The sequence below is a fragment of the Alkalimarinus coralli genome (assembly GCF_023650515.1).
GTDB lineage: Bacteria > Pseudomonadota > Gammaproteobacteria > Pseudomonadales > Oleiphilaceae > Alkalimarinus > Alkalimarinus coralli.
This window is the reverse complement of record NZ_CP096016.1, coordinates 708,381-733,231: the sequence shown is the minus strand read 5'-3', so window position 1 is coordinate 733,231 and position 24,851 is coordinate 708,381. Positions and strand designations below refer to the sequence as shown.

The 24,851-nt window shown below is 43.7% G+C and carries 27 protein-coding genes; 4 read left to right on the top strand and 23 right to left on the bottom strand.

All coding sequences use genetic code 11. The annotated features are described in order from the left end of the window. Position 1: 1 nt before the first annotated feature. The 16 genes from gspG to MY523_RS03210 form a co-directional block, all read right to left on the bottom strand. Entirely contained in the window at positions 2-475 is a 474-nt protein-coding gene (gspG, locus tag MY523_RS03285) for a type II secretion system major pseudopilin GspG (RefSeq protein ID WP_250657379.1), read from the bottom strand. 47 nt (positions 476-522) lie between these two features. Beyond that, complete coding sequence (locus MY523_RS03280) at positions 523-1,728, bottom strand: type II secretion system F family protein (RefSeq protein WP_250657378.1); 1,206 nt, start codon at positions 1,726-1,728, stop codon at positions 523-525. After that, entirely contained in the window at positions 1,725-3,443 is a 1,719-nt protein-coding gene (locus MY523_RS03275; RefSeq protein WP_250657377.1) for a GspE/PulE family protein, read from the bottom strand. The genes MY523_RS03280 and MY523_RS03275 overlap by 4 nt, the downstream gene beginning before the upstream one ends. Before the next feature lie 3 nt (positions 3,444-3,446). Further along, positions 3,447-4,058 (bottom strand): adenylyl-sulfate kinase, encoded by a 612-nt coding sequence (gene cysC / locus MY523_RS03270; RefSeq protein ID WP_250657376.1) that lies wholly within the window; start codon positions 4,056-4,058, stop codon positions 3,447-3,449. Then, on the bottom strand, positions 4,058-4,978 hold the full coding sequence (gene rfbD / locus MY523_RS03265) for a dTDP-4-dehydrorhamnose reductase (RefSeq protein ID WP_250657375.1): 921 nt from the start codon (positions 4,976-4,978) through the stop codon (positions 4,058-4,060). The genes cysC and rfbD overlap by 1 nt, the downstream gene beginning before the upstream one ends. Positions 4,979-4,983: 5 nt before the next feature. Further along, a complete protein-coding gene (locus MY523_RS03260) occupies positions 4,984-5,292 on the bottom strand; it encodes a nucleotidyltransferase domain-containing protein (protein WP_250657374.1) in 309 nt (102 codons plus the stop codon). Then, positions 5,277-5,693, bottom strand: coding sequence for a nucleotidyltransferase substrate binding protein (locus MY523_RS03255; protein ID WP_250657373.1), 417 nt, complete (start codon positions 5,691-5,693; stop codon positions 5,277-5,279). The genes MY523_RS03260 and MY523_RS03255 overlap by 16 nt, the downstream gene beginning before the upstream one ends. A 30-nt stretch (positions 5,694-5,723) precedes the next feature. Then, positions 5,724-6,263: a dTDP-4-dehydrorhamnose 3,5-epimerase gene (rfbC, locus tag MY523_RS03250; protein WP_250657372.1), complete on the bottom strand. Its 540-nt coding sequence runs from the start codon at positions 6,261-6,263 to the stop codon at positions 5,724-5,726. 1 nt (position 6,264) lies between these two features. Beyond that, the gene (rfbA, locus tag MY523_RS03245; RefSeq protein ID WP_250657371.1) at positions 6,265-7,137 is read right to left on the bottom strand and encodes a glucose-1-phosphate thymidylyltransferase RfbA; all 873 of its coding nucleotides are present in this window, start codon (positions 7,135-7,137) and stop codon (positions 6,265-6,267) included. 20 nt (positions 7,138-7,157) lie between these two features. Further along, positions 7,158-7,439, bottom strand: a complete 282-nt coding sequence (locus tag MY523_RS03240) for a type II toxin-antitoxin system RelE/ParE family toxin (RefSeq protein ID WP_250657370.1) — start codon at positions 7,437-7,439, stop codon at positions 7,158-7,160. Then, positions 7,436-7,663, bottom strand: a complete 228-nt coding sequence (locus MY523_RS03235) for an addiction module protein (protein ID WP_250657369.1) — start codon at positions 7,661-7,663, stop codon at positions 7,436-7,438. Before MY523_RS03235 ends, MY523_RS03240 begins: the two co-directional genes overlap by 4 nt. 66 nt (positions 7,664-7,729) lie before the next feature. Next, on the bottom strand, positions 7,730-8,806 hold the full coding sequence (gene rfbB, locus MY523_RS03230; RefSeq protein WP_250657368.1) for a dTDP-glucose 4,6-dehydratase: 1,077 nt from the start codon (positions 8,804-8,806) through the stop codon (positions 7,730-7,732). A 268-nt stretch (positions 8,807-9,074) separates the two neighbouring features. Continuing rightward, positions 9,075-10,100, bottom strand: a complete 1,026-nt coding sequence (locus MY523_RS03225) for an NAD-dependent epimerase/dehydratase family protein (RefSeq protein ID WP_250657367.1) — start codon at positions 10,098-10,100, stop codon at positions 9,075-9,077. Positions 10,101-10,155: 55 nt separating this feature from the next. After that, positions 10,156-10,566 (bottom strand): type VII toxin-antitoxin system HepT family RNase toxin, encoded by a 411-nt coding sequence (hepT, locus tag MY523_RS03220; RefSeq protein WP_250657366.1) that lies wholly within the window; start codon positions 10,564-10,566, stop codon positions 10,156-10,158. Further along, complete coding sequence (gene mntA / locus MY523_RS03215; RefSeq protein ID WP_250657365.1) at positions 10,559-10,996, bottom strand: type VII toxin-antitoxin system MntA family adenylyltransferase antitoxin; 438 nt, start codon at positions 10,994-10,996, stop codon at positions 10,559-10,561. Before mntA ends, hepT begins: the two co-directional genes overlap by 8 nt. A 73-nt stretch (positions 10,997-11,069) precedes the next feature. Beyond that, entirely contained in the window at positions 11,070-12,470 is a 1,401-nt protein-coding gene (locus MY523_RS03210; RefSeq protein WP_250657364.1) for an MBL fold metallo-hydrolase RNA specificity domain-containing protein, read from the bottom strand. A 415-nt stretch (positions 12,471-12,885) separates the two neighbouring features. Between MY523_RS03210 and MY523_RS21905 the strand changes: the two genes are divergently transcribed. After that, positions 12,886-13,206, top strand: coding sequence for a ComEA family DNA-binding protein (locus tag MY523_RS21905; RefSeq protein WP_338021718.1), 321 nt, complete (start codon positions 12,886-12,888; stop codon positions 13,204-13,206). Positions 13,207-13,307: 101 nt separating this feature from the next. Here the strand turns inward: MY523_RS21905 and MY523_RS03200 are convergent, their stop codons facing one another. After that, positions 13,308-14,663: an MBL fold metallo-hydrolase RNA specificity domain-containing protein gene (locus MY523_RS03200; protein WP_250657363.1), complete on the bottom strand. Its 1,356-nt coding sequence runs from the start codon at positions 14,661-14,663 to the stop codon at positions 13,308-13,310. A gap of 148 nt (positions 14,664-14,811) precedes the next feature. Here MY523_RS03200 and MY523_RS03195 point away from each other — a divergent pair, with 148 nt between their 5' ends. Both MY523_RS03195 and MY523_RS03190 read left to right on the top strand, forming a co-directional pair. Then, on the top strand, positions 14,812-16,341 hold the full coding sequence (locus tag MY523_RS03195) for a thymidine phosphorylase family protein (RefSeq protein ID WP_250657362.1): 1,530 nt from the start codon (positions 14,812-14,814) through the stop codon (positions 16,339-16,341). Continuing rightward, the gene (locus MY523_RS03190) at positions 16,338-17,228 is read left to right on the top strand and encodes a ribose-phosphate pyrophosphokinase (RefSeq protein WP_250657361.1); all 891 of its coding nucleotides are present in this window, start codon (positions 16,338-16,340) and stop codon (positions 17,226-17,228) included. Before MY523_RS03195 ends, MY523_RS03190 begins: the two co-directional genes overlap by 4 nt. 39 nt (positions 17,229-17,267) lie before the next feature. Here MY523_RS03190 and MY523_RS03185 read toward each other — a convergent pair whose 3' ends face one another. Beyond that, on the bottom strand, positions 17,268-17,438 hold the full coding sequence (locus MY523_RS03185) for a hypothetical protein (protein ID WP_250657360.1): 171 nt from the start codon (positions 17,436-17,438) through the stop codon (positions 17,268-17,270). Positions 17,439-17,746: 308 nt separating this feature from the next. Between MY523_RS03185 and MY523_RS03180 the strand changes: the two genes are divergently transcribed. Continuing rightward, a protein-coding gene (locus tag MY523_RS03180; RefSeq protein ID WP_250655574.1) for an IS3 family transposase occupies positions 17,747-18,915 on the top strand; the annotation gives its coding sequence in 2 pieces (ribosomal slippage) (positions 17,747-18,008 and positions 18,008-18,915; 1,170 coding nt in all). Positions 18,916-19,064: 149 nt separating this feature from the next. Here the strand turns inward: MY523_RS03180 and MY523_RS03175 are convergent. The 5 genes from MY523_RS03175 to MY523_RS03155 form a co-directional block, all read right to left on the bottom strand. Then, positions 19,065-19,811: a class I SAM-dependent methyltransferase gene (locus tag MY523_RS03175; RefSeq protein ID WP_250657359.1), complete on the bottom strand. Its 747-nt coding sequence runs from the start codon at positions 19,809-19,811 to the stop codon at positions 19,065-19,067. A 41-nt stretch (positions 19,812-19,852) separates the two neighbouring features. Then, the gene (locus tag MY523_RS03170) at positions 19,853-20,977 is read right to left on the bottom strand and encodes a glycosyltransferase (protein ID WP_250657358.1); all 1,125 of its coding nucleotides are present in this window, start codon (positions 20,975-20,977) and stop codon (positions 19,853-19,855) included. Positions 20,978-21,058: 81 nt separating this feature from the next. Beyond that, positions 21,059-21,757 carry a hypothetical protein gene (locus MY523_RS03165; protein WP_250657357.1) on the bottom strand — a complete coding sequence of 233 codons (699 nt, stop codon included), beginning with the start codon at positions 21,755-21,757 and terminating at the stop codon, positions 21,059-21,061. A 6-nt stretch (positions 21,758-21,763) separates the two neighbouring features. Further along, positions 21,764-23,275 (bottom strand): capsular polysaccharide export protein, LipB/KpsS family, encoded by a 1,512-nt coding sequence (locus MY523_RS03160; RefSeq protein ID WP_250657356.1) that lies wholly within the window; start codon positions 23,273-23,275, stop codon positions 21,764-21,766. Between the two features lie 37 nt (positions 23,276-23,312). Beyond that, a complete protein-coding gene (locus tag MY523_RS03155; RefSeq protein WP_250657355.1) occupies positions 23,313-24,851 on the bottom strand; it encodes a lipopolysaccharide biosynthesis protein in 1,539 nt (512 codons plus the stop codon).

The window sequence follows — 24,851 nt, the reverse complement described above, 5'->3', positions numbered from 1 at the left end:
CTTATTGTTGAGGCAAATAGCCTATATCTTTATTATCTCCCTCCCCTCCCTGCTGCCCGTCCGCCCCAAATGAATAGAGTGTAAAGGGTTCAAATTGACTAGGTGTGAACGAGTAGTTGTATTCTCTATTCCAAGGGTCTAGAGGCACTCCGCCGTCAATATAAGGACCTTCCCAAAATTGAGCTACTCTCTCATCTCCGGGCGGCGAGATAAGTAATGCAAGCCCCTCTTGAGTTGTGGGAAGTCGCCCTATATCTAACCTTAACGTGTGAAGAGCCCCTCTTATCATCTTCACTTGCGTGCCTGCAGTCTGAACCTTTGCCCGATCCGCCTGCTTAAACAAGCTGGGTCCCACCAACCCTGCAATTAAACCTATAATCACTAACACCACTATCATTTCGAGCAGCGTAAAACCTTGCTGTCTATTTAAACGGCTATATTTATATGCGCTATACTGTGAAGTTTTTTTCATCATGAGTTATATACTATTTACATCCTTAAACATTACGTGCGTTTATCTAATTAAAGTGGAATATCATTGGCACTGGTAATCGCTAACATAATACCAATAATTATCGTACCCATACCAATGCCAATCACTAAAATGGCGACCGGTTCAATGAGTATTAGCACCTTTTTCATTCGTTGTTGCCCCTGCTCTGTATAGAGTGAGGCCAATGCATTAAGCATTGCTTCGAGCTTTCCCGACCTTTCCCCGACCCGTACTAAATTATACCCCGTTGCAGTAAGGCAGTTATTACTCTCCAGTGCAGCAGATAATGTTCCTCCTGCTTTTACGGAGCCTTTAGCCTTCAGCATGCTCCGCTTTCTCGATGGCATGCGTACAGACTCGGCGGCCAACTCCATAGCCATAATTAATTCTACTCGATTACGAACTAATGATGACAGCACCTTTGACCACGCAGCGACGTCAGCATGAGATATCCACTCACCTACAATCGGTGCCTTTTCAATTAACGCCAGCATTTGAATCTTCATACGGGGCTGCATCCAAGCACCTACTAGCAGCACCGGAGGCAACAATAATGCTAGCGTTAGCAATATAAAGTTTTCATTAGCCCACTTACCAGAGCTTAGCACCGCCCAAGCCAGCCAAGGTAGTCGCTCAGATTCTTCAAGTAAATTAGTAAAACTCGGCACTACATAAACAAACATCATTAGCACGGCCAAAACACCTGAGACAACCAGTATCGCAGGATATATCAACGCATTTCGAGTGTCATTTTGAACGGTCATGTCATACTGCATCTGGTCACAAGCATCACTTAATGCAGCTCCTAGTGTTCCCGAAACCTCTCCCGCTCTGATTAAATAGTAAACATAATCAGGCAGCGCTAGCTTTGAGGCCTCCATTGCCTGCTCAAAACTACCGCCATGTCGCAATGTCTTAGAGGCCTGTTTATACGCCCAACGTAATCTCTGATGGGCAGATGCCTGCGCCTGAGAGGCTACCGCTTCTGCTGCACTAACCCCGGCATTTAACATTGAAGATAACTCAAATAAAGAGGTGATTAGATCTTGCTGCTTTAAACGCTTTCGACCTGGGCCCTCTTCAGCCCCCTCGCCATTCTTTTCTTTTATATCCAGCACTGTTAATGATTGCTTCCATAGCACCGATACCGCTTCCCGCTCAGAGCTCGCTGACACATCTCCGGTCACCTCAGAACCACGCTCGTCAACAGCAACATACTGAAAACTAACATTCATACATGGAGACTCGCAACACGGTGCACTTCTTCAACACTTGTTAAACCTTTCCAAGCCTTTATCAAACCATCAGTGTATAGGTCTCGATAACCGTCTTGTCTCGCCTTTTTTTGTAACTCCGCCAACGGTGCTCGCTGCATCACCAACTCTCTCATTGACTCATTGATATCAACCAACTCATAAATCCCAAGCCGTCCTTTGTAACCGGTATATTGACAAAATTCACAACCAACAGGGTGATGCCAACGAGGTTTTTTTGATGGGTATAATTTCTCAACATATGGCCTTATACAATTAGTTATTTCATCTGACACCTCTACCGGCTCACAACAGTGATCACACAACCTTCTGACCAACCGCTGAGCCTGAACAGCGATAACAGGTGTCGCAGCAAGAAAAGGTTCCACCCCCATATCCATCAACCGGCTAAACGCACTCATCGCATCATTAGTGTGAAGAGTCGATAAAACCAAGTGGCCAGTTAGTGCCGACTGCACAGCTATTTCGGCAGTTTCAAGATCCCGTATTTCTCCGATCATTATTACATCTGGGTCTTGCCTAAGAATAGAGCGCAATGCCGCTGAAAACGTAAGCCCAATATCACTATGAACCTGAACCTGCGTTATGTGAGGCAGTCGAAACTCGACTGGATCCTCTACGGTAATCATCTTTTTTACGCCGTCATTTGACTCATCGAGCGCCGAGTAAAGTGTTGTTGACTTTCCTGACCCTGTAGGCCCAGTCACCAAGACTATTCCGTGCGGTTGCGCCACCCACTGCCTCAAAAGACTGAGATGATCCGGGAGAAACCCCAGTCTATCCAGCACCATGTCTTGGCGCTCCTTCGGCAGCAAACGCATTACTATCGACTCCCCGTGAACACCCGGCAACGAAGAGACGCGAACATCCAACTCCAAGCCATTTATTCGAGTACCTATCCGTCCATCCTGAGGCAGTCTGCGCTCAGCTATATCTATACCTGAGATTAGTTTCAAACGCGATGCGATCGCATAATACCGCTGCTTCGGCAGGGTACGGTTAGTAAACATAACGCCATCGATACGATATCGCACATCAAAGGTATCCTCTTCAGGCTCAATGTGAATATCCGACGCCCTCTCTTCAAGTGCCTGCGATATAATATTGTTGACCAGTTCGATCACTGGAGCCTCTTCTGCAAGCTCGCGTAATTGCTGAATATCAGTATCATATGCAACATCGAGCTCTCGCTCAGACTGTTTAACCTTGATGCTCGCCAGTAAACTATCAATCACCTGTGATCGTGAAAGGCAGTATTCTACTGGTAACTTGCTGCTATTTGTCAGCGTCTCATCCAATAGTGGAGATAATGGGTCTTTTGCCAAGCAAAATAAAATGTCATTACGAACCCAGACAATCACTTCTTGCTGAAGCAGCCAGTTAGCACTTAACTTCGTTGCCTCAAGTGCCGCTTCAATCTCAGCGTCTTTTGGGGCTATTATATCCAATCCGACCAACTTTAAATCCAGCTGCACTTTAAGCGCCTTCAATAAATTACTTTCAGAGACACTACCCGAGCGCACTAATATACCTCCCAAACGCCCACCTAGCTGCTTCTGAACAACCAAAGCCTTCTCTAGATCTCGAGGCTGTATAGATCCTTGCTTAATAAGGATCTGCCCCAACGGGAGGGAAACCAAATCACTGCCTAAATCATCCAAAGCGCTATCCGCCATATATCACTTCAACCTTGCATCTCGAAATACACATTCTTCCAAGTATAAAACCAGCCCCTCAACACACGTTTTGATCGAAGCAACCTCAGTACTAATCAAAAAATCTGGACAATCAGGCTCTTCATAGGCCGAATCAATACCTGTAAAGTTTTTGATATGGCCCGCACGAGCTTTTTGGTACAACCCCTTTGGGTCTCTCCGCTCACACACGTCTAGCGGTGTACTCATATAAACTTCTATGAACTCTCCCTCGCCCAGCAACTCCCTAGCAATCTGCCGATCACTTTTAAAAGGCGAAATGAATGCGGATATGACAATTAATCCTGCATCAACAAATAGTTTTGCAACTTCTCCAATCCGCCGGATATTTTCCACGCGATCACCGTCAGAAAAACCCAGGTCTTTATTTAACCCGTGACGAACATTATCTCCATCCAACAGATAAGTGTGATAACCTCTCCTAAACAGCTCCTGCTCAAGCTCATTAGCAATAGTCGATTTTCCGGATCCGCTCAGTCCCGTAAACCAAATTAAGCAAGGCTTCTGCCTCTTCTGCTGCGCCCTTTGCTTCTTGGATACCTGATGGACAGACCAAGTGATATTTTTAATACTCATTAATTAGACTTCAAGTAACGGAAATCGTGCGAGTGAAAACAATAGATATTGTCGAGCATGACTGACAACTGGCTTTTCCAGTCTGCCGCCTGAACACCCAACACTCGCTGTATCTTTTCCCCATCCAGTTTCGAGTTACCAGGGCGTTTAACTGGAGTCGGAAACTGACCGGACGAAATAGCTTTCAGTTTCACCCTCCTCCCTCTCCATTTTTTTTCACTGGCTTGAGAAAAAATTTCTTCTGCAAAGCCATACCAAGTTACGCATGGATCACTTTGATAGTGGTAAACTCCCCAAGGAAAACCCGTTACACCAAACTTGCTCTTTTCTATAATATTCAAAAGGCAACCCGCGATTGATTTAGCGGCTGTAGGCGCGCCGTATTGATCATTTACAACGCTTAGCTCGTCTCGACTTTCGCTCAAGCGCAACATCGTCTTTACAAAATTATTGCCATGCTCACCAAACACCCAACTTACACGTAAAATAATGTGTTTATTCCAAATCTGCTGAAGCGCTACTTCCCCTGCTAGCTTAGATGCACCATATACACTTGTAGGGTTGGGGGTATCAGTTTCTACATAGGGTTCTTTTTTCTCCCCATCAAACACATAATCTGTTGAGATATGAAACAATGGAATATCTAACGTTTTACAGATCTCTGCAAGATTCTTTACGCCAGCTTCATTTACAGCGTAAGCTTTTTCTTGCTCGGCTTCAGCTTTGTCTACCGCCGTATAGGCTGCAGCATTGATGACTACGTCTGGCTTTATTTTGGTCAACTGGCCATCAACTATATCTTTATTGGTTATATCCAACTCTGACGAGGCAAAACCATAGACTTCGTGGCCACGTTTTTCTGCTTCTATCACGATATCAGTGCCGACCTGGCCCTTGGCACCTGTAATGAGTATTTTCATAAGTTTCAACATGCTTTATTAATAATAGGTATGCCCACTCTTTCTATATGACCTAACAGATCCACATTTTCTATCTGGCTATGTAATGACAGGTCTATTTTATAAGGAAGTAACAGGTCATCTAAAGCAATCTCAATGCTCAACAATATATCATGAGTTAAACCATCACCTATTAACGTAATATCAATATCTGACGCAGGTCGATAGGTGCCTTTGGCGCGAGAGCCATAAATAACAGCCGTCGAGATTTCGGGGTATCTAGCCAGAACCGAGGTGATTTTGTTGACGGTCTCTTCGCTTAATCCATAAGGCATTTTTGATTCATCACCGTTTGAAAATCGACAAATAGTTCATAATATACAGTAAGAATATTATGCTCCACCTCTTTTGCGATATCTTCGTTATAAGTGTGGGCTGTTTTATTTCTATCAGCCACCATTTTCATCCAAGACTCGCCATCCACTATAAGCTCTCTAAGAAAAGCTTCTCTTATTGCATCCCTGGAACCCGTAATACTTACCGTCCCTTGGTAGAGAAAGTAATCTTTCATTACATTCCAGGCCAGCTCATAAGTAAACTCATAAGATTTAATTAGCCCCTGCCTTTCAATATCGGTTAACGGCCGCTGGTTATTTAACTCGACAACATTAGTTAATTGCGCGAGCGCTTTGTTAAAATTAGAAAAGCGTTGCTTCCAACGAACATCTTCACTCATCGCTGATATCCCTTTAAACAAATAATGAGTCTATTGATTTATATCATTCAGCCTTGGAAGCTTCATATCTTTCTCAGATAACGCTGGCTCAATATCACCTAAAGGCCATTTGATGCCAACATCCGGGTCATTCCAAATAATCCCCCCTTCATCACTCGGGTCGTAGTAGTCGGTGCATTTGTATTGGAAGTCTGCCGTATCACTTAGCACCACAAAACCATGCGCGAACCCTGGCGGGACATAAAACTGTTGATGATTATCACCTGTTAAAATGATTCCCTCCCACTGCCCGTAGGTTGGTGAATTTGGTCTCAAGTCCACCGCCACATCAAACACCTCACCTTGAGAACAGCTTACCAGCTTGCCTTGAGGTTTCGTTTTCTGGAAATGAAGTCCCCGCAGCACACCCTGTGAAGAGCGAGAATGGTTATCCTGTACAAAAGGAAGTGTTAAGCCTGCCTCTCTATAACGCTCCACCTGAAAGGTTTCTTTGAAGAAACCACGAGCATCACCAAATACATTTGGCTCAATAATGACACAGCCATCCAGTTTAGTTTTTGTTACCTTCACTTCAAGCCCCTCCTTTTACCAAGCCAAGTAAATATTGACCATACCCGGTTTTAGCCAGCAACTCTCCCTGCTCCTGTAACTGAGCCTTTGTGAGCCAGCCATTATGAAAGCCTATTTCTTCCAGGCAAGCCACTTTTAGCCCTTGACGTGCTTCGATAGTCTGAACAAAATGAGCGGCTTCTAAAAGGCTGTCGTGAGTACCGGTATCCAGCCAGGCGAAGCCTCGCCCCAGTTGAGCAACACTTAAATCACCTCGGTCAAGGTAGGCATTATTAACAGAAGTAATTTCTAACTCTCCTCGCTCAGACGGTTTAACATTTTTGGCGATTTCAACAACATCATTGTCGTAAAAATATAATCCAGTGACAGCATGATGCGACTTAGGGTGTTCGGGCTTTTCTTCAATAGAAATAGCCTTTCCAGTTTCATCAAACTCTACAACCCCAAAGCGTTCAGGGTCGCTGACCCTGTAACCAAACACAGTAGCCCCCGCACCTTTATTAACGGCAGCTTTTAGCTTTTGCGAGAAGTTTTCACCATAAAATATATTATCGCCAAGCACCAGGCAGACGCTTTCACTGCCGATAAACTCTTCACCGATAATAAACGCTTGTGCGAGTCCATCGGGTGATGGTTGCTCCGCATAACTAAATTCAACACCAAAGTTACTACCATCGCCTAGCATCTTTTCAAAAAACGGCAAATCATCGGGCGTAGAGATGATTAATATTTCTCGAATACCTGCCAGCATTAGCACGGAGATCGGATAATAGATCATCGGTTTATCATAAATGGGTAAAAGCTGCTTGGATACACCACGAGTGATTGGGTGGAGACGGGTGCCTGACCCTCCTGCTAGTATTATTCCTTTCATGTTTATTCCAGTTTTATAATCTAGGGGTTCTTGCCAGGTGCTTGCCTACTATGAAACACCGCATGAATTACAATATTTTTTGCTTCTACAGTATAAAACGCTGAGTACGGAAACCTTCTTAATAAAGCGCCTCGTGTTTTCTTGTACTTAACAGGGTAAAGCTCCGGGTTATCCAAAATACTGTTGATTGTAAGTTCTAGAGAGTCAAGAAAATCACCACTCAAGCCTTTTTGCTGCCGTTCATACCACTCTAACGCTATTTCGATGTCCGCAAGTGCTCGTTTAGTATATACAAGCCTCACCTATATTTGTCCCTGAACCCTTTATGAGCTTCGCCCCACTCGACAGTGTCAACTTGCCCTTTGTTATAAGCCTTTATTCGAGCATCTAACTCCTCGGCTTGCCACTCGGGGAGTGTAATTTGTGCGTTAGACTTTCCGATATCATCCCACACATCTTCGACAAGCATTAGTTTATCTGACAAAGAAAGCTTGTATATTTCTTCTTTAATCTCATCTATTCTCATCAACAATCCTCCCGTGCCACTCTCATCTTACGCATTATTACTTAGCCTACTCATATGAAGCCTCGGCTATTCCCCCAACCCTAAACGCTCACCCTGATAAGAACCATCTAATACGTGCTCCCACCACCCTTTATTATCTAAGTACCATTGCACTGTTTTACGCATGCCGGTCTCAAATGTTTCTTCTGGCTTCCACCCTAGCTCTCTCTCGATTTTTGAAGCGTCAATGGCGTAGCGTACGTCGTGGCCTGGGCGGTCTGCGACATAGGTAATTAGACTTTCAAAACCTTGTGGATTCCCACCCGCGCGTGAATGAGGGTTGGTTGGGGCTAATTCTTCAAGCAGAGCACAAAGGGTTTTAACCACTTCGATGTTCTGTTTTTCGTTATGGCCACCGATATTGTAGGTTTCACCCAGCTTTCCTTCAGTAACCACTTTAACCAATGCCTGTGCATGATCTTCTACATATAACCAATCACGAATTTGATCCCCCTTGCCATAAATAGGCAGCGGCTTACCTGCCAGCGCATTCAGTATGACCAGTGGGATTAACTTCTCTGGAAAGTGGTAAGGGCCATAATTATTTGAACAATTAGTGATAACGGTCGGAAGGCCATAGGTTTCACGCCACGCTCTTACCAAGTGGTCTGATGACGCTTTAGATGCAGAGTAAGGTGAGTTAGGTTCGTAGCGGTTTTCTTCGGTAAATAGCCCTTCCGGGCCTAATGTGCCATACACTTCATCAGTGGAGATATGGTGAAATTTGAACCGGCCCTTCTTTTCACCTTTAAGCTTGTTCCAATAAGCGCGAGCCACCTCCAACAATACATAAGTGCCAACGATATTGGTTTCGATAAACGCAGCTGGGCCATCAATCGAGCGATCGACATGAGACTCAGCAGCCAAATGCATGATGTAGTCAGGCTGATGCTTTTCAAAAATAGCCGCCATTGATTGACTATTGCAGATATCAGCTTGCTCGAACGCATACCGATCTGACTGATCAACCTCTTTCAAGCTTTCAAGATTACCCGCATACGTGAGCTTATCTATATTAACGACTTCGTGATCTGTTCTATTGATTAGATATCTAACAACCGCTGAACCAATAAAACCTGCACCACCTGTCACCAAAAACTTCATTCTTACACTCACCTTTTTACAATTATGTAACAACCGATCACTAAGAATGCGCATTCTATTGAAGCAATGTACACAGGGCAAACTGTTTAGGACTATTTAACAAATAGTCGCTTTATCAAGCTAGAATATTTGTTAAAGTACTGCCGTCATGCATCAACCTGAAATAAGCATGCTGCACCCATCTAGCAGCACAATAATGACAACAAATAACCTTTTCTAGCTAACTCCAGATAAAAATAAACACCTGACTTCAGCCAAAAAGCGCCCTTTACAACCCAATATACCCAATATACCAAGGCATCACTTTTTGTATCCCCTCCAAAATTCGGTATTCCGGCGCGTACCCCAATAGCTTAACCGATCTACTGATATCCGCTTGAGAGTGGCGTACATCGCCTGCACGAAAATCTCGATAAGTCGGCTCCAGCTCTACCGATACGCCGTTTTCATTCAGCGCTGTTTTAATCGCCCCAAACAGTGTATTTAATGTCGTTCGGTCCCCCACTGCCACATTGTACACTTCATTCTTGGCTTCATCTGATGCAGTAGCCGCCAAAATATTCATTTGAACCGTATTTTCGATAAAGCAGAAATCACGACTGGTTTCGCCATCACCATTAATAAAGATCTCTTCACCCTTGATCGCCGATGCGGTCCATTTTGGGATCACTGCGGCATAGGCCCCATCGGGATCTTGCCGTTTGCCAAACACATTAAAATATCGCAAGCCGATAGACTTAAATCCATAGGTACGCGCAAATACATCGGCATACAGTTCATTGACGTATTTGGTCACCGCGTAGGGTGACAGTGGATTGCCGATATTTTCTTCTACTTTGGGTAGCGCGGGGTGGTCTCCGTAAGTAGAGCTTGATGCAGCATAAGTAAAACTGGTCACCCCTTCATCACGCGCAGCCACGAGCATATTTAAGTAACCACTAATATTGGTGGCATTGGTGGTGGCAGGGTCATTAATAGAGCGTGGCACTGAGCCCAAAGCGGCTTGATGAAGAACATAGTCAACACCGGTTACCGCCACTTTACAGTCCTCTGACTCTCTAATATCACCTTCGATAAAACTAAAGTTGCTCCACTGCTCATCAGACACAGCCCCCTGCACTTCATCCAGATTATGCTGATGCCCGGTGGCGAAGTTATCTAAACCGACTACTTTTTGGTTTAATTGCAGTAGTGTTTCTAACAGGTTTGACCCAATAAACCCTGCCACCCCGGTAATCAACCATGTTTTCGGGGTTTCCAATAACTCTTTTTTAATCTGTTCGTATTTTGCCACGTTGTTTCTGCCGTTGTTTAAGGTGATCTAAAAGGTACAATCGTTACAGGCGGGGTTACATCAGTTCTGCCTTAGCAATTTGCCTGGCAAAATCTTTAAAGTCATTTAAATGATAAGCAATAACATGAATGACGATATCCAGATTAAGGGCTTGATAATCATGAACCGCCACATTACGTAAGCCAACCATGGACTGCATTGACTTCGCTACACGCTGATCAATGATATTATCACGTTCAAGCAGCGAGAAGCTGTCTCGACTGCTTTGAGGAACACCTAATTTTCTGATCCTAATCACCATATTCGCCATATCGATAGAAGCTTCACAGGCTCGCTGGAGGTTTAAGATAACAGAGTCCTGCTTGGTGTAGTTCGCTTTAAAGTCAGCCTCGCTATCAAACTCTTGATGGATTCGCTCAATACACCGATTAATGGTCGCTACTTTATTAATGAATAGATCATTCACAAAAATTATCCCGATTAAATGCGTGCAGTATTTCTTTTCTTTCTTGTTGGAGATGCTGATACATCGTCATGGTATTGACCGCAAATTTTTCGTAAATGCTCTCCCTTCCCCAAATCAATTGGCCTTTATCCGCGATCTGCATTTTTAAGACGGTTGAAGCACCCCTTAAGTCAACCAGGTCAACATCCATCCCGGCTAGCTGAGCAAGCTCATTTTGGAGGTTCCAACGAGTCACGGAGTCAATAGGTTCGCCAGTCAGGATCGCGATATCCAAGTCGCTTGATTCGTTGGCACTACCATCACCATAAGAGCCAAACAGGATAACAATTTCAAGTGTACTCAACCTGGACGCCAGTAGTTCACTGGCCTCAGTCAATGGTACATGGTCATCAGTATATTCTTCCGTCTGCATATTAACCAATGTCGCCACAGCACGCCCTCAGAGTAATGCTTTCTATTCGTGGTATTATAATCAAGTTAACCGTTCACGGCTAACTTCCTGACTATTTACCGGCTAAGCACGGAATAGTCAGCTTTGTTCTCTCCCCTAATAGTTGCCGGTACTGCCTGGCCAGCTCATTTTTGGCACGTTCATCTCCGTGTACAATTCGTATCTCTTTAGGTTTCCTTTTCATCCGCTTCACAAAATCAATTAAATTCTTTTGATCCGCATGTGCTGAGTACCCTGAAATAGTGTGAACTTGAGCGTTGATTTGATATTTAACGCCATCCAGCACCACAAACCCATCTCTCGATCCGTATTTTTGGATTTCATGCCCTGGTGTACCTGTAGCCTGATACCCCACGAACAAAACGTCCGTTCGCCTATCCCCTAATAACGCCTTAAGATAGTTAACAATCCGCCCGCCTGCACACATACCGCTTGCAGCAATCACGACAGTAGGCCGTGCCGTTTTCTTAAGATAGCTAACAGTGTCGAGATGGCTTTGGTGGTCATCAATGGTAGTAAGCTGGTCGAATGATAGTGGATGTCGCCCTGACGCTACTCGCTTGCGAGCCTCTTTATCCCAATAGGGTTCGAGTGTTCGATAAACCTCTGTAAATTTTGATGCGAGCGGCGAATCAATAACGATTTCAATATCATCCCACTTTAAGTGATCAGTCAGCGGCTTATTGCGGCACAAGTGAATAGTGCTTTCTAACTCATAGATCAGCTCTTGGGTTCGGCCTATGCTAAATGCTGGAATAAGCACTACGCCTTTATCATCAACCGCTTTTTCTATCACCCTCTGCAACTGCCGCCGACGCTCTTTTCGGCTTGCATGCTCTTTATCACCATAGGTGCTTTCTATCACCAGTACATCACAACCATAAGGCGCTTTAGGCGCAGCCAGTAATGGTGAATAAGGTGCCCCTAGATCGCCTGAAAATATGGCCTTTTTTGACCGTGACTCTTGCTTAACCTTACATTCAACATAGGCTGACCCCAGGATATGTCCGGCAGGTTTGAGTTTTACGTCTAACGCAGGTGAAATAGAATGCCACTCGCCATATCCCAGTGGTTGAATCTGTTGTTTGAGCGTTTTAAGAAAGCGGCTGATCAGTTGGCGATTTCGGGTGAAGCCGACTTTAATCGCGTCTTCCAATACCAGAGGCAATAACACCGAGGAGGGTTCAGTGCAGATAATAGGGCCTTTAAAGCCAGCAGCCAATAGATACGGGATTCGCCCTACATGATCAATGTGTACATGGGTAACAACCAGTGCTTTGATATGCGTAATTGGAAAGTCTATCTCGAGACGACTTTCACCGGCCCCGCTCCCTGACGTTTCAGCACCCTGAAACAAGCCACAATCAATTAAAATACCAAAGTTCTCGCTTACTTTGAGTTCATGGCAAGAGCCGGTAACGCCATTCACCGCTCCATGGTGAAGTATTTCCATAATAATCCCTGCAGTCTACAATATTCACACCTGCATATACTAACATCATAAAAACAGGTATTCCTAAATCTCCAGAAAACCCGGGCATCCTCAAACACATCTTGTGCGATATATCTCACAACTAAAAGCGCCAATATCCTACAGCATCTCATTTTATCTTGAGTATAATGTTGCCCTGCAAGGATGCAAAAACTGTTCGTAAGGATACGGAACATGGAAGTTAAACACTGAAAGGATTCGGTGATGCGTTAAGCCAAGGATGGAGCATAAGGATAGTGCACCTGACTTAGCGCGCCTTTACCCTTCTACCATTCCCATAATACCCCTTCACAGCCATGCATCCCGACCGACTGCCCAAGTACAGAAGATACTTTGTACTCGGCATATCTTTCAATCGCTTTAAATGGAATTTAATATGCGTATCAATAAACTACTTTCGCTGTTTGCCTTAATCGCAACGTTTAGTCTTTCTTTTTTACCAGTTCAACACGCCGTTGCGGCTTCGGACAGTCAACCTCACGCCGTCTCAATCGAGACAGGAAAAATTAACATTAATAGTGCCGATGCTCATACGCTTGCATCATCTATCAAAGGTATTGGTTTAAAGAAAGCACAGGCTATTGTGGATTACCGCGAAGCCTATGGCCCCTTCTCAAACATTCAGGATCTGACAAGCGTTTCTGGCATTGGAGACAAAACGGTAGCCAAAAACGCCAGCTTACTTACAGTCAAATAATCATAAATAGAGCAAATGCATAACGGCATGCCCAATAGCGATTCACCAACTATTGGGCCTCCTAATCACTGAGTTTCCGTGCAACCAAACATGCAATGCATCTAAAGTTCAAACTCGTCACCCGCATCTGGTACTTCAACCCTCCAACCAAACTGCTCTTCCAGCTTTAAGCGCATGCTATCTGAGGCAGCAGGCTCACCATGGGTCACAAACACCTGCCTTGGGGCGATTTTAGAGTGCTCCAACCACTCAAGTATTTCCCCATAATCTCCGTGGGCCGACAAGCTATCCAAATGACTCACTTCAGCACGCACAGGGTGGTAGGCCCCGTGAATTTTAACCTGCTGTGCACCATTAACCATAGCATCCCCCCGTGTGCCAGGCGCTTGAAAGCCGACAAAGACAACGCTATTTCGATGATTGGGGAGCAGTGTTTTCAGATGGTGAAGAACACGACCTCCACTCGCCATTCCGCTTGCCGATATAATAATTGAAGGGTATTTGCGCTTATTGAGCTCAATCGACTCTTCGGGCGTTCTAACAAAGTGAGTGCCTTTATCTATCTTTGTGCACTCATCCGCCGACAATCGATGCTCTTTATGATGATTACAGTAGATCTCCGTCGCAGTGATTGCCATGGGACTATTTAGAAAAACCGGCACATCAGGTATCTCATTTCGCTCTTTCAGAACCTGAAGAATATAGAGGATGGTCTGTGTTCGACCAACCGCAAAAGAGGGAAACAAGACGATCCCTCCCCTCTCCATTGTTTTATTGACCACATTTTTTAAGAACTCGAATGGGTCTGTTTCATCGTGTTTTCGGTTTCCATAAGTCGACTCAACAACAAGGTAATCCGTTTCATTTAGTGGCTCCGGAGAGCGCATTACCAAGTCCTCAGATCGCCCTACATCGCCACTAAAGGTAATGGTTTTACCGCCAGCCGTTATTTGAATCGCAGAAGACCCAAGAATATGCCCCACCGGTGTAAACCTGGCCTTAATGCCATTCGCTACCTCAATCGATTCATGGTAATGAATCGGCTTAAAAAGCTTTAATGACTCTATGGCTTCTTTCTCTGTGTAGAGCGGCATGGCCGGGCTATGACGAGAAAACTTTTTCTTGTTGGCATAACGCGCATCCTCTTCCTGCAGAAACCCGGAATCAGGCAACAGAATACGACACAGATCATAGGTTCCACGTGTACAGTAAACAGGCCCCTTAAACCCTGTTTTACGTAACGCTGGAATATAGCCGCTATGGTCAATATGGGCATGAGTCAACACCACGGCATTAATGGTTTTTGGGTCAATGGGAAATGACTTCCAGTTTTGCAACCGTAATTTTTTGACCCCTTGAAACAAGCCGCAATCGACAAGAACTCGCTGTTGATTGTGCGAAATTAAGTATTTGGAACCCGTTACCGTTCCCGCGCCACCCAGAAATTTTAATTTCATTTGTTCGCTACCTCGTTATCGCTCCATCCACCTAAAAGATTAGTACAGAAAATAGCCCTAAGGTAGCGCTTCATTTTTGACCTGACGCAAGACAGCCCACAAAAATTGGCATAGCATTAACGCAATCAGAGCAACTAAACTTCCTGCCATGACCAACCACAAAGACCAGCAGAACATTAACTTTTTACACCTGCATAGAATGGGGATAGACACTCATCAAGAACCCATCATTTATATGCGTCAAGATTGCTATGTCTGCCGTGCAGAAGGGTTTGACGCGCAATCAAGAATTAATGTATCCACCGACACTAACAGCATTATTGCGACGGTCAATATGGTAACAACAGACATTCTCTCCCACCAAGAAGTCGGATTATCAGAGTCCGCCTGGCGCCTTCTCAATGCGAAAGAAGGAGAGAAAGCCCGATTTAGCCACGCCAAACCGGCAGATTCGATGAGCAACGTGCGTGGCAAAATATATGGCACTCCATTTACTCACCGAACAGCTTCCGACATTGTCAACGATATTGCTCACGGCGCCTATTCAGACATTCAACTCGCCTCGTTTGTCACCTCATGCGCAGGCAGTCGCCTAACGACCCCGGAAATTATTGCACTGACAGAGGCGATGGTCGCCTGTGGAAGCAAGCTTGACTGGGGTAGTCAGCAAGTGATGGACAAGCATTGTGTCGGTGGTTTACCCGGCAATAGAACAACACCTATTGTGGTTGCCATTGTTGCGGCATCCGGACTGGTAATGCCTAAAACCTCTTCGAGAGCCATCACGTCTCCGGCCGGGACCGCCGACACAATGGAGACATTAACGCCAGTGAATTTAAGCCTGGAAACAATGAGATCTGTTGTTGAAAAAGAGGGAGGGTGTATAGCATGGGGCGGCTCTGTCAGCCTTAGCCCTGCCGATGACATTTTAATACGGGTTGAAAAAGCGCTGGACTTAGATAGCGAGGGGCAGCTTGTTGCATCGGTTATTTCCAAAAAAATTGCCGCTGGATCAACCGATGTATTAATAGATATCCCCATTGGAGTAACAGCCAAAGTCAGAAGCATGAACTATGGACGTAAGCTATCAAAGCAACTGGTAAAAACCGGGGATGCACTGGGAATCAGGGTTAAAACGATGTTTTCGGACGGACAGCAACCCGTTGGCCATGGGGTAGGCCCTTCGTTAGAAGCACGAGACATACTTCAGGTGCTTAACAACCACCATCATGGGCCACAAGATCTAAGGGATAGAGCAACCACTATCGCCGGTGAAATATTGGAGATGGGTAAAGTAGCCCCTGCCGGAGAAGGCAAACGACTGGCCGAGCACAAGATTAAAACCGGTGAGGCGTGGCGGAAGTTTCAGGCAATCTGTGAAGCGCAGGGCGGTTTAAAAGAGCCCCCTAAAGCAGAGCACCAACATAGCGTAACAGCCAGCAAAGCTGGCATTGTCTCTTATATCAACAACCGGGTTATCGCAAAACTGGCAAAGCTGGCAGGCGCGCCTGCCGCACCTGCCGCAGGGCTAGATTTCCACATAAAATTGGGCGACAAAGTAGAGCCTGGCACACCTTTATTCACTATTCATTCAGAAGCGCCAGGAGAACTACAGTATGCTATTGATTTCTTAACAGATCACCCAGGCGCGATTAGCATAGAAGAGGAAAGCATTTGAAACCTATACTATTCACACTATTTAATGGCGAAACCTCTCTAAACAATAAACTAGTGAGCAGTGGTCAATTTGAGTCGGGCGAGGCCGATACTCGCCGATTTCCTGATGGAGAGAGCTACGTAAGAACGATCACCCCATGCCAAGGCCGGAATATTGTTATTCTGGCTAACCTTCACCACCCAGACAATAAGCTATTACCATTGCTATTTCTATGTCAGTCATTAAGAGACCGACAAGCAAAGCATATTACACTCATTGCCCCTTACCTGCCCTATATGAGACAGGATAAGCGTTTTCGTGACGGAGAGTGCATCACCTCTACCGTATTCGCTTCCATAGTAAGCACCGCCATAGACGAACTCATCACCATAGACCCACACCTCCATCGCTATCAGTCGCTTTCAGAAATATACAACATCAACACTCAAGCCTTAAAAGCTGACAACACTATCGCAAACTGGATCAAGCAAAATATCAGCAACCCACTGATTATAGGGCCTGACAGTGAAAGCGAACAGTGGGCCGCAGCAACAGCAGAGATGATTGGCTGCCCTCACCTGGTATTGTTAAAAGAACGCTTTGGTGATCGCGACGTCAAAGTTTCAACGCCTAATGCGGAGGATCTGACAGACCACACCCCAGTACTGGTTGACGATATTATTTCCACCGGAAGGACAATGATTGAAACCGCAGACAAATTAAAAGCAGAAGGATTCAAAGCCCCTGTTTGCATCGGCGTGCATGCAGTATTTTCTGAACAAGACTATCAAGCGTTGGCCAATAGCGGGGTTGAAAAAGTTGTTACCTGCAATACCATTCAACACCAAAGTAATGGTATTGACCTGTCGAAGCTTATAATCAACGCGCTAAAGCCTCAGTTAACCTAAACCAAGGCCTTAAGACTGCAAATAAAAGCTACAAACAGATTACGCAACCTCTTGCTTAGACTCATTTCTGAAAACCGCTATCGGGTCGTCATATAATGCATGAGGGTCTTGGTCGTGAGCCACCGACCAGATTAAGTAGTCTATAAACGCCTGCTCATTGTCTTGATTCTCTTTAACGCCTTCTGCTTGGCTTTGAGTCTGTGTATTCATAAATCCCCCTATAAATTGTTGTTATGTTTATTTTGGATTAAATCTGTCAAAAATCCGTAAGTAAATGTGCTTACAGCATGGCAAGCAAACAGTATGCCAGCCTTCAAAAGACATGTAAGACATATCTCACACGTATTTAGAATATGTCCTACAGACCCAAACAATGTCCTTCCGTACTATTCATCTCGTCAGGACGACATGCAGTTTCTTTAACGAGAAGTAGCAGTTAACGTAAGGATGCGGACTGACGTGGTCTAATAGATTTGTACACACCAGTTAAGAGATAATCCTAAAAACTGGAGTGAAAAATGGCAGCAAGAAAGAAGTACTCAAAAGAGTTTAAATTAGACGCGATTAGTCTGGTAATTGACCAGGGCTATTCGAAGGCTGAAGCGGCAAGAAATCTTGGTATTAATCCTAACGTTTTAGGGCGCTGGATCAAAGAGCACGAAAATGATGATGGTCACGCATTCCGCGGCAATGGAAAGCTGACACCGGAACAAGAAGAGCTTCGCCGCTTAAGGGAAGAAAACAAACGGCTCAAGATGGAGCGCGACATCCTAAAAAAAGCAGCCACCTTTTTTGCCACGGAAGCAAAGTAAAATACGCTTTCATCGCCCAGCATAAAAAGGTGTGGCCTATTGGCATTATGTGCCAACAATTGGGTGTTACACGTTCAGGTTATTATAGTTTTTTAAAACGCCAAGCTACTATGTCTGACGATCCAACTCATACCGAAATGATTGAATGGATACAAGATATCGCAGAGTCAAGTGAGCATACATACGGCTACCGAAGAATGAAAAAAGCGCTGAATATTCTTGGCTATCGGGTAGGCAGGAACAAAACTAGAAAGTTAATGAAAGAAGCTGGTGTTAAGGTCAAGCACAAGAAAAAGTATAAGGTCACGACAAACAGTAATCATAAGCAACCTGTATTCGATAATCTGTTAGAGCGGGAGTTTGCAGTTGAAAAGCCTGATCAGGTTTATGCCTCAGATATCACGTATATCTGGACACAAGAAGGTTGGCTGTATTTAGCTGTTGTGATTGACCTTTACTCAAGAAAGGTTGTTGGCTGGAGCATGAGTTCGCGAATGAAGGCTCAGATGGTTTGTGATGCACTCAAGATGGCAATTTGGCAAAGACGCCCGCAGGCCGGGTTAATACATCATTCTGATCGGGGGAGCCAGTACGCCAGCAAGGAGTTTAGAAAACTTCTAACGCTGCATAATTTTAATGGAAGTATGAGCAAGAAAGGTGACTGTTGGGATAATGCGGTTGTTGAAAGTTTCTTTGGAACTTTGAAGCAAGAACGTGTTCAATGGAAAAGCTATCAAACACGACATGAAGCTCAGCAAGACATCCTGGAGTACATCTCAGTGTTTTATAACAATCAGCGGATGCATTCCTATCTGGGCTATCGAAGCCCGGCGGAATTTGAAAAAGAAATGACTGAACTAAGAAAAGTAGCTTAACTGGGTTGTACAACTTTGGTTGACCACGTCAGACAAGGAAGTAAACATGGACGGCCGGTTACCTAGGGAATGGTAAGGGAAGCATCAAACTGACAAGGCGCTGCAAGGAATGCAGCGCCTTTTTTGTGTCTAGACTGCCAGCAATTAGGTTATACTCTCCTTCCCTTTTTCATAAAAAGAGCCCTACTAACAAAAGTACTACACAACCACTGCAATATTGGAATAGCCTTATGTATGGACGTTAAAGCCTTAGTCCTAGCACTATAATGCTTGAGCATCTCTAATTCACAAAAAGAATATTGAAAAGAGTATTGCTTTAAAATGCGTTCAATTTCTTTCTTGGGTATATAGTTAGTTTTATTTTCTAGATATCTAAAATTTGCCTTCGCCACTTCTTTATAGGTAAACCCTTTTTGCAAACTCGTTCTAATTCCAGTTAAGGCCCAAAAATACAGCCAAGCTCGGCTCTGGAAAATAGCGCCAAAAGGCACAAAAACATGAGGCTCAATTAATATCAAGGGGGGGGGGAAAATATGCAAAGAAATGCCGCCAGGCTTTAGTACTCGTTTAATTTCTGATACTGCAAAATCATGATCCTGAATATGCTCAAATACCTGATCACTGGTAACAAAATCAAATGATTCATCATCAAAAGGCAAGCGTAAATCCTCTTGCGACATTTTCCTCAAATAGCCCAAATCGACGAGTTCATCAGTGAAATCGCCCTCTTTGAAAGATAAGTCACAACCATAACCGTTGTAACCCTGATCTCGCATAGCTTTAACTAGGCCACCAGCTCCGCAACCAAGATCCAAAATATAAGCCCCCTGGCCGAGAGTATTGTTCAGAGAGTCTAATAAATGTAGCTTAAACTGAAATCGTTCAACTTTATTCATATGCTATTACATTAGCCTATGTGATCTAACAGCTTTAATTTTCAAGTATCACCAAAGTTCGACAATATTGTTGACGCTCTTTTGTCCCAGGTATAGTTTCCACAAAAATCCTCATATGCTCGATTAGCCAAGTTTTCACGCAACTCTTCACTATTGCTTAGTTTAACAATCGCGCGCTCCCACATTTCGATTTTCTCCGGGTCACAAAGTAGCGCGTTTACACCGTCCACTAAGACTTCCTGTAATACTCTGTGATCTGAACTAATAATGGGTTTCCGACTAGCCATATACTCAAACAGTTTGAGTGGAGACATATACCTTGAAGTTTCACTAGCGTTATTTATAGTCATGACGCTCTTTTGATATGGCATTAACAACACATCAGCACTATTACGGCACTTATATGTTTCTTTAGGTGATATATATCCGTAAAAAAAGACATTTTCTAATTGCAACCTTTGTGTGTTGTGCTGCTCGCGTAACACCTCTTCTCGGCTGCCTCCAAATAGGTGAAATGCTACGTTAGGTAGTCGCTCTGCTAACTTATAAATAAGGTCTACCCCTCTGCCAGCATAGAGCGCACCAACATACACAACGTTAAATTTGAATGCTCCTTTTAGCCGTATTCTATCATCCAAACTTTCCGGCGGATCTGCAGAATCATGCAACACAATGTTTCTTGTTTCATTTTCAGAGATAGAATAAAGATCTTTTAAAGACTGAGATATGAACACCATGCCTTTGAGATAACGGCTTTTAAGAAGAAATTTTTCCATCAAGACCAGTGCTTTTTTATGCGGGATACCATGGGTTTCATAAACAAAATGCTTCCTCAATAGAGCACATAACAACAAAGAAGGCAGGTCTCGCCCATAAAAAATCGTTTCTTCGTTGGAAGATTGAGCAATATTAAAGAAATACAATAGTGAGGTGAGAAAACTGACGCCAGGGAGCTCTATAGTGGGATAAGCTCTAATCTTAAAATTGGAAGTTGTACCGTAAAATTCGCGGCTATCTTTTGCTACGCTTTGTGCCCCTTTACGAGATAACAACATAGTATCCACGCCCTGCCTATGAATAGCATCACACATCTTCATCACGTGGACACTATTGGCAGATTTAGATGGTATGCAGGAAGCAGACAGATAGAGTAGTTTCGGTTTCATTTTAACGTCATTATTTTCTACGCTTTTAAAAAAGCAGTGAAACATATACTAAGCCTGTTAGGTTAAGAAACTGAATCATTCCTACTTAGGCACAATTTTTTTAACCCACCTTCCAGCCCCGACCTTAAGCCGATACGCTGCATTAGACAAGGCTAAGGAACCAATGTAAGGCTCTGCCCTATTTGCTTCAGGATCCAAACAGGTAAATTCATAATCGAACACCCCTTTCCATTTTTCTGTGTTTTTTACACCAATAGCAAAGATATAAACAGAGCAGCCTTTATGATTGTTAAAACTCAAGTAAGCTAACTCCATCCCATTTTCTTCAAATAGCCGTTTCACCAATAGAGGGGTAAACCGCCAATAATCACCATATTCTCCATGGTACTGTTGCAGAAAAGGTACACAAGCAATGACCACATCCTTAGACATATCACACAAGTTTGAAAATGCTTTATTTACATTAAAAATGTGTTCTAATGTTGTATGGTTGAACACTACGTCAAACCTGCCACGTAAAGAATCGACAAGATCACTTTCCAGATCAAGATATATTTCTTCTTCTCCTCCCTGATAACCTCTAGCCTCCGACTTCCAATTCGTTATTGTGTAACTGTCAGCCTGGGAAAAATACTCCTTGTAGGTGCCCCCTTCCTTGTCAGCGTCCTGCCAAGCGCTCACATTCACTACGTCACCTTTAAATAGTCCAGCAAACTTGCGGAGCTCTTGATTTGACCAGATTCTGGGCAGGCGGTGAATTTTGTCAATAAATAAGCTCATATATCTTCATCTACCCTTCATAAAACTGTGATCGCCATTCAGGTCATGGAGCATCCAATCGGAAAGGCGGCTAATCTGCGTTGCGATATCACCTGTATCCATCGTAATTCTGCCGGATTTGGCGAGAAGGTCACTATACAGATTGACATCTACCCCCACCTGCATATTGGCCATTATATAGGCAAGAAGATGGCTTTCGCTATGAGAGTGGTTTCGTAGTAAGCACTTTAATTCACTAGCAAAAGTTTCCATATTTTTGACAGTACGAATCATCGTTTTGGGTAAAAGCGAAAATGAGGCATCCCCCAATACAATAACAGGTACTCCCGCCATGGCAGCCTCAAAACCAGCAAAACCACTAACAGTGGCAACAGCCCTTGATTTTTGATTCCAGAAAAATGGCTTGGTGTCAGGGTCTGCAAATACAACATTAGGAATGTCCAGCAGCTTCTCGTAGTATTTTCTTGTCCGGTAACTTATAGAACGAGGGTGCTCCTTGATGACAACCTTCCAAGACAACGGAATACTCTGGGCTATCCGCCGTATTGTTTCAATCTGATTTTGGTGTTCACGGCCGTAGACAGACAGCGCCACTTCTGGCTCACTATGCAGGGGATAGAAAACATAAGACAGATCACCAATATCATCAAGAGACAACTGTCGTTTGCTCATGAGCCTTCTATTGTTTTTTTCTATATGTTCCCGCAATAGGTTCCCATAGACATAAGCACCGAACAATGGCGGTAGATGATTGTCTCCTGAAACCCCCAAACGAATCCGCCGGACTTTCTGAACCATTCCTCCAACAGCACCAACAAAATAGCGCTTGATATGGCCCAGCGCAGTGTTATTTTTACCAGCAATAGAGCCCTCATATTCAACTGGAGCACCAGTACCCTGCTCAAGAAACGCTAATGCTTGCGAGTAAAATGGTTTATCCACCTGATTTAATAAATTGTCTTCATATAATGATTCAAGCCAAGTCGAAGAAGAGCCTAACTTGTCAGAAAAGGCCACGTAGTTTTTTATTTTTGTTGACCTTAACACTCGGCACTCAATACCGTGTACTTCCGCTGCGTGGATAAGCAGGATGTCACCAAATGTGGCAGGAACGAATGTTACAATGCGATCTGGCTTCAGCTCAGTAATCAGCGTATCGATATCATTTAGCGCATTGTAAATAATTATCTTCAGTTGTTCGTGGCTAAAGTGTCCCTTGTACTCCTGCTTAGTCTTGCATAAGCGCCCATGCATTAGGCGCCTATCCGCCACTATTGCATTCCATACGGTATCAAGCGCTTCGTACTTTTCTTCCAGCAACTGCCAATTTTCAGGCAAAGAAGCACCTTTAAAATCAGTGTACATCCACTCCTTCAACACCGTTGTTGAAGGGGCGTTTAGTACATCCAACTGGTTAAGATTGAATCTAAAGTATTCTGCGTCAGCCACCCAATAGGCACTTTTCGATACCAACCCTTTACTCCGAAGCTCCACATCTATCGCATGAAATACTTTCAAAATGCTTCCTTGGGCCGCAAAAATCACATTCATTTTTTTAATGTCTCGAAACGAATTTATTCAAAAAATAACGCTTAACCTGTTTTTTGTGTGATGCAGTAATGATCAGTAAAGAGAATATAATGCACCAAAACAGTGTAATTATTATTGAGTTGTAGACGACTTGATAGAAAATATTGTCGAAGGTAGCAGTTACGCCCCAGCTTAAAAATGTCACCATGAGGAACAGAGCTAAAGGCTTCTTGTAAACACAAAGAATCAATTTCACATATTGCATACCAAATATATGAGAAAGTAACGAAGGAAAAAAAAGTAGTCCTTTAATAAAATAGACTGCAACAATACCCACGACCATACCGTTAGCACCATAACCCATAAGGCATAAGGCAGAACCAAATGAAATACCAATTATGACAGAGCCAACTTCAAATAAAGATGCAAGCCAGTGGCGGTTTACAGCGATTAATACTGATCGACCAAGAACAGAGGGTAAAGAAATGACCGTTGCGCAAAAAATGGAAATAGTATAAGTACTCATGTCCTTTAGTTCTTCACGACCCAGTTCATTGTCACTTAACCAAATAAAAAGTAGATCCTCAAGGCTGTAAAGAAAAATGATCACTATGCCCGCGCCTAAAGCAAGTGAATACCGAGCACTATCAAAAAAAACGTTCTTAAGTGCAATTTCATCAGATTTTTCTTTAAGCTCCACAGCAACAGGCATAATAAGACGGCTACCGATACTAAGAAACGGCAAAATACTTCGTGTTATCAACATGGCGTAGGAAAAAACTACTAGTTTTTCAAGATTAACACTGGATGCAACAATTAGAGGGCTGCCAAGAAAAACGATCGAGGCCCCTGCCGATATTAGGAAGCTGGCTCCACCTACCGATAAAACCTCTTTAATTCTATTAGGATTTAGTTGAAAAAAACTAAAGCTAAGGCCAGGGAAGTGTCTCCAACCATCAAGAAATTGAAGAACGCTAACAAATAGATAGGTGCCAAACGTAATTAGCGCTAAATAATAAAGCGAAAATAACCCCATTCCCCAAAGTGCCAAAACCGCCAGCAATTGAATAACTACAGGGCAAGCTTGCCAAAAAGCAACCCTATAAAATAAATTCTTAGCGCCTAATAAACCAAACCCTATACGAAAGGGAAAAGAAATTGAATAACAAACACCACCAAGAAGTAAAAGACTACGAAATTGTTCATGACTATGAGGCTGTAAGTTGAACAGTTCTGCACCATAAGCCGCAAACAAACTGGTTACAATCATAAACAGAATTGCTAATGTAGAAAGTAAGGCAAATACAGTAGTAACGGCAATTGAAAGTTGATTATCTACATCTGGTGAATGCAGCCCCTTGGCAATTAGTTTCGTGGATGCCGTTACCAGGCCTAGTTCCATTAATGTCATAAAACCAAGAACTTGTGAGATCAACACCCAAATTGCTGCAGATTCTACTCCCAGTACATTTAGAATTAAAGGTGTCAGAACAATAGTAGCAAGTACTTTACCAAAGCGACTAAACCATAATGAAAAAATATTAATCAGATGTTTTTTTAACAC

Excerpts from the sequence above, each read along its gene's own strand:
- gspG (WP_250657379.1), bottom strand. The coding sequence starts at position 475 with ATGATGAAAAAAACTTCACAGTATAGCGCATATAAATATAGCCGTTTA.
- MY523_RS03280 (WP_250657378.1), bottom strand. The coding sequence starts at position 1,728 with ATGAATGTTAGTTTTCAGTATGTTGCTGTTGACGAGCGTGGTTCTGAG.
- MY523_RS03275 (WP_250657377.1), bottom strand. The coding sequence starts at position 3,443 with ATGGCGGATAGCGCTTTGGATGATTTAGGCAGTGATTTGGTTTCCCTC.
- cysC (WP_250657376.1), bottom strand. The coding sequence starts at position 4,058 with ATGAGTATTAAAAATATCACTTGGTCTGTCCATCAGGTATCCAAGAAG.
- rfbD (WP_250657375.1), bottom strand. The coding sequence starts at position 4,978 with ATGAAAATACTCATTACAGGTGCCAAGGGCCAGGTCGGCACTGATATC.
- MY523_RS03260 (WP_250657374.1), bottom strand. The coding sequence starts at position 5,292 with ATGCCTTATGGATTAAGCGAAGAGACCGTCAACAAAATCACCTCGGTT.
- MY523_RS03255 (WP_250657373.1), bottom strand. The coding sequence starts at position 5,693 with ATGAGTGAAGATGTTCGTTGGAAGCAACGCTTTTCTAATTTTAACAAA.
- rfbA (WP_250657371.1), bottom strand. The coding sequence starts at position 7,137 with ATGAAAGGAATAATACTAGCAGGAGGGTCAGGCACCCGTCTCCACCCA.
- MY523_RS03235 (WP_250657369.1), bottom strand. The coding sequence starts at position 7,663 with ATGAGAATAGATGAGATTAAAGAAGAAATATACAAGCTTTCTTTGTCA.
- rfbB (WP_250657368.1), bottom strand. The coding sequence starts at position 8,806 with ATGAAGTTTTTGGTGACAGGTGGTGCAGGTTTTATTGGTTCAGCGGTT.
- MY523_RS03210 (WP_250657364.1), bottom strand. The coding sequence starts at position 12,470 with ATGGAAATACTTCACCATGGAGCGGTGAATGGCGTTACCGGCTCTTGC.
- MY523_RS21905 (WP_338021718.1), top strand. The coding sequence starts at position 12,886 with ATGCGTATCAATAAACTACTTTCGCTGTTTGCCTTAATCGCAACGTTT.
- MY523_RS03200 (WP_250657363.1), bottom strand. The coding sequence starts at position 14,663 with ATGAAATTAAAATTTCTGGGTGGCGCGGGAACGGTAACGGGTTCCAAA.
- MY523_RS03195 (WP_250657362.1), top strand. The coding sequence starts at position 14,812 with ATGACCAACCACAAAGACCAGCAGAACATTAACTTTTTACACCTGCAT.
- MY523_RS03185 (WP_250657360.1), bottom strand. The coding sequence starts at position 17,438 with ATGAATACACAGACTCAAAGCCAAGCAGAAGGCGTTAAAGAGAATCAA.
- MY523_RS03175 (WP_250657359.1), bottom strand. The coding sequence starts at position 19,811 with ATGAATAAAGTTGAACGATTTCAGTTTAAGCTACATTTATTAGACTCT.
- MY523_RS03170 (WP_250657358.1), bottom strand. The coding sequence starts at position 20,977 with ATGAAACCGAAACTACTCTATCTGTCTGCTTCCTGCATACCATCTAAA.
- MY523_RS03165 (WP_250657357.1), bottom strand. The coding sequence starts at position 21,757 with ATGAGCTTATTTATTGACAAAATTCACCGCCTGCCCAGAATCTGGTCA.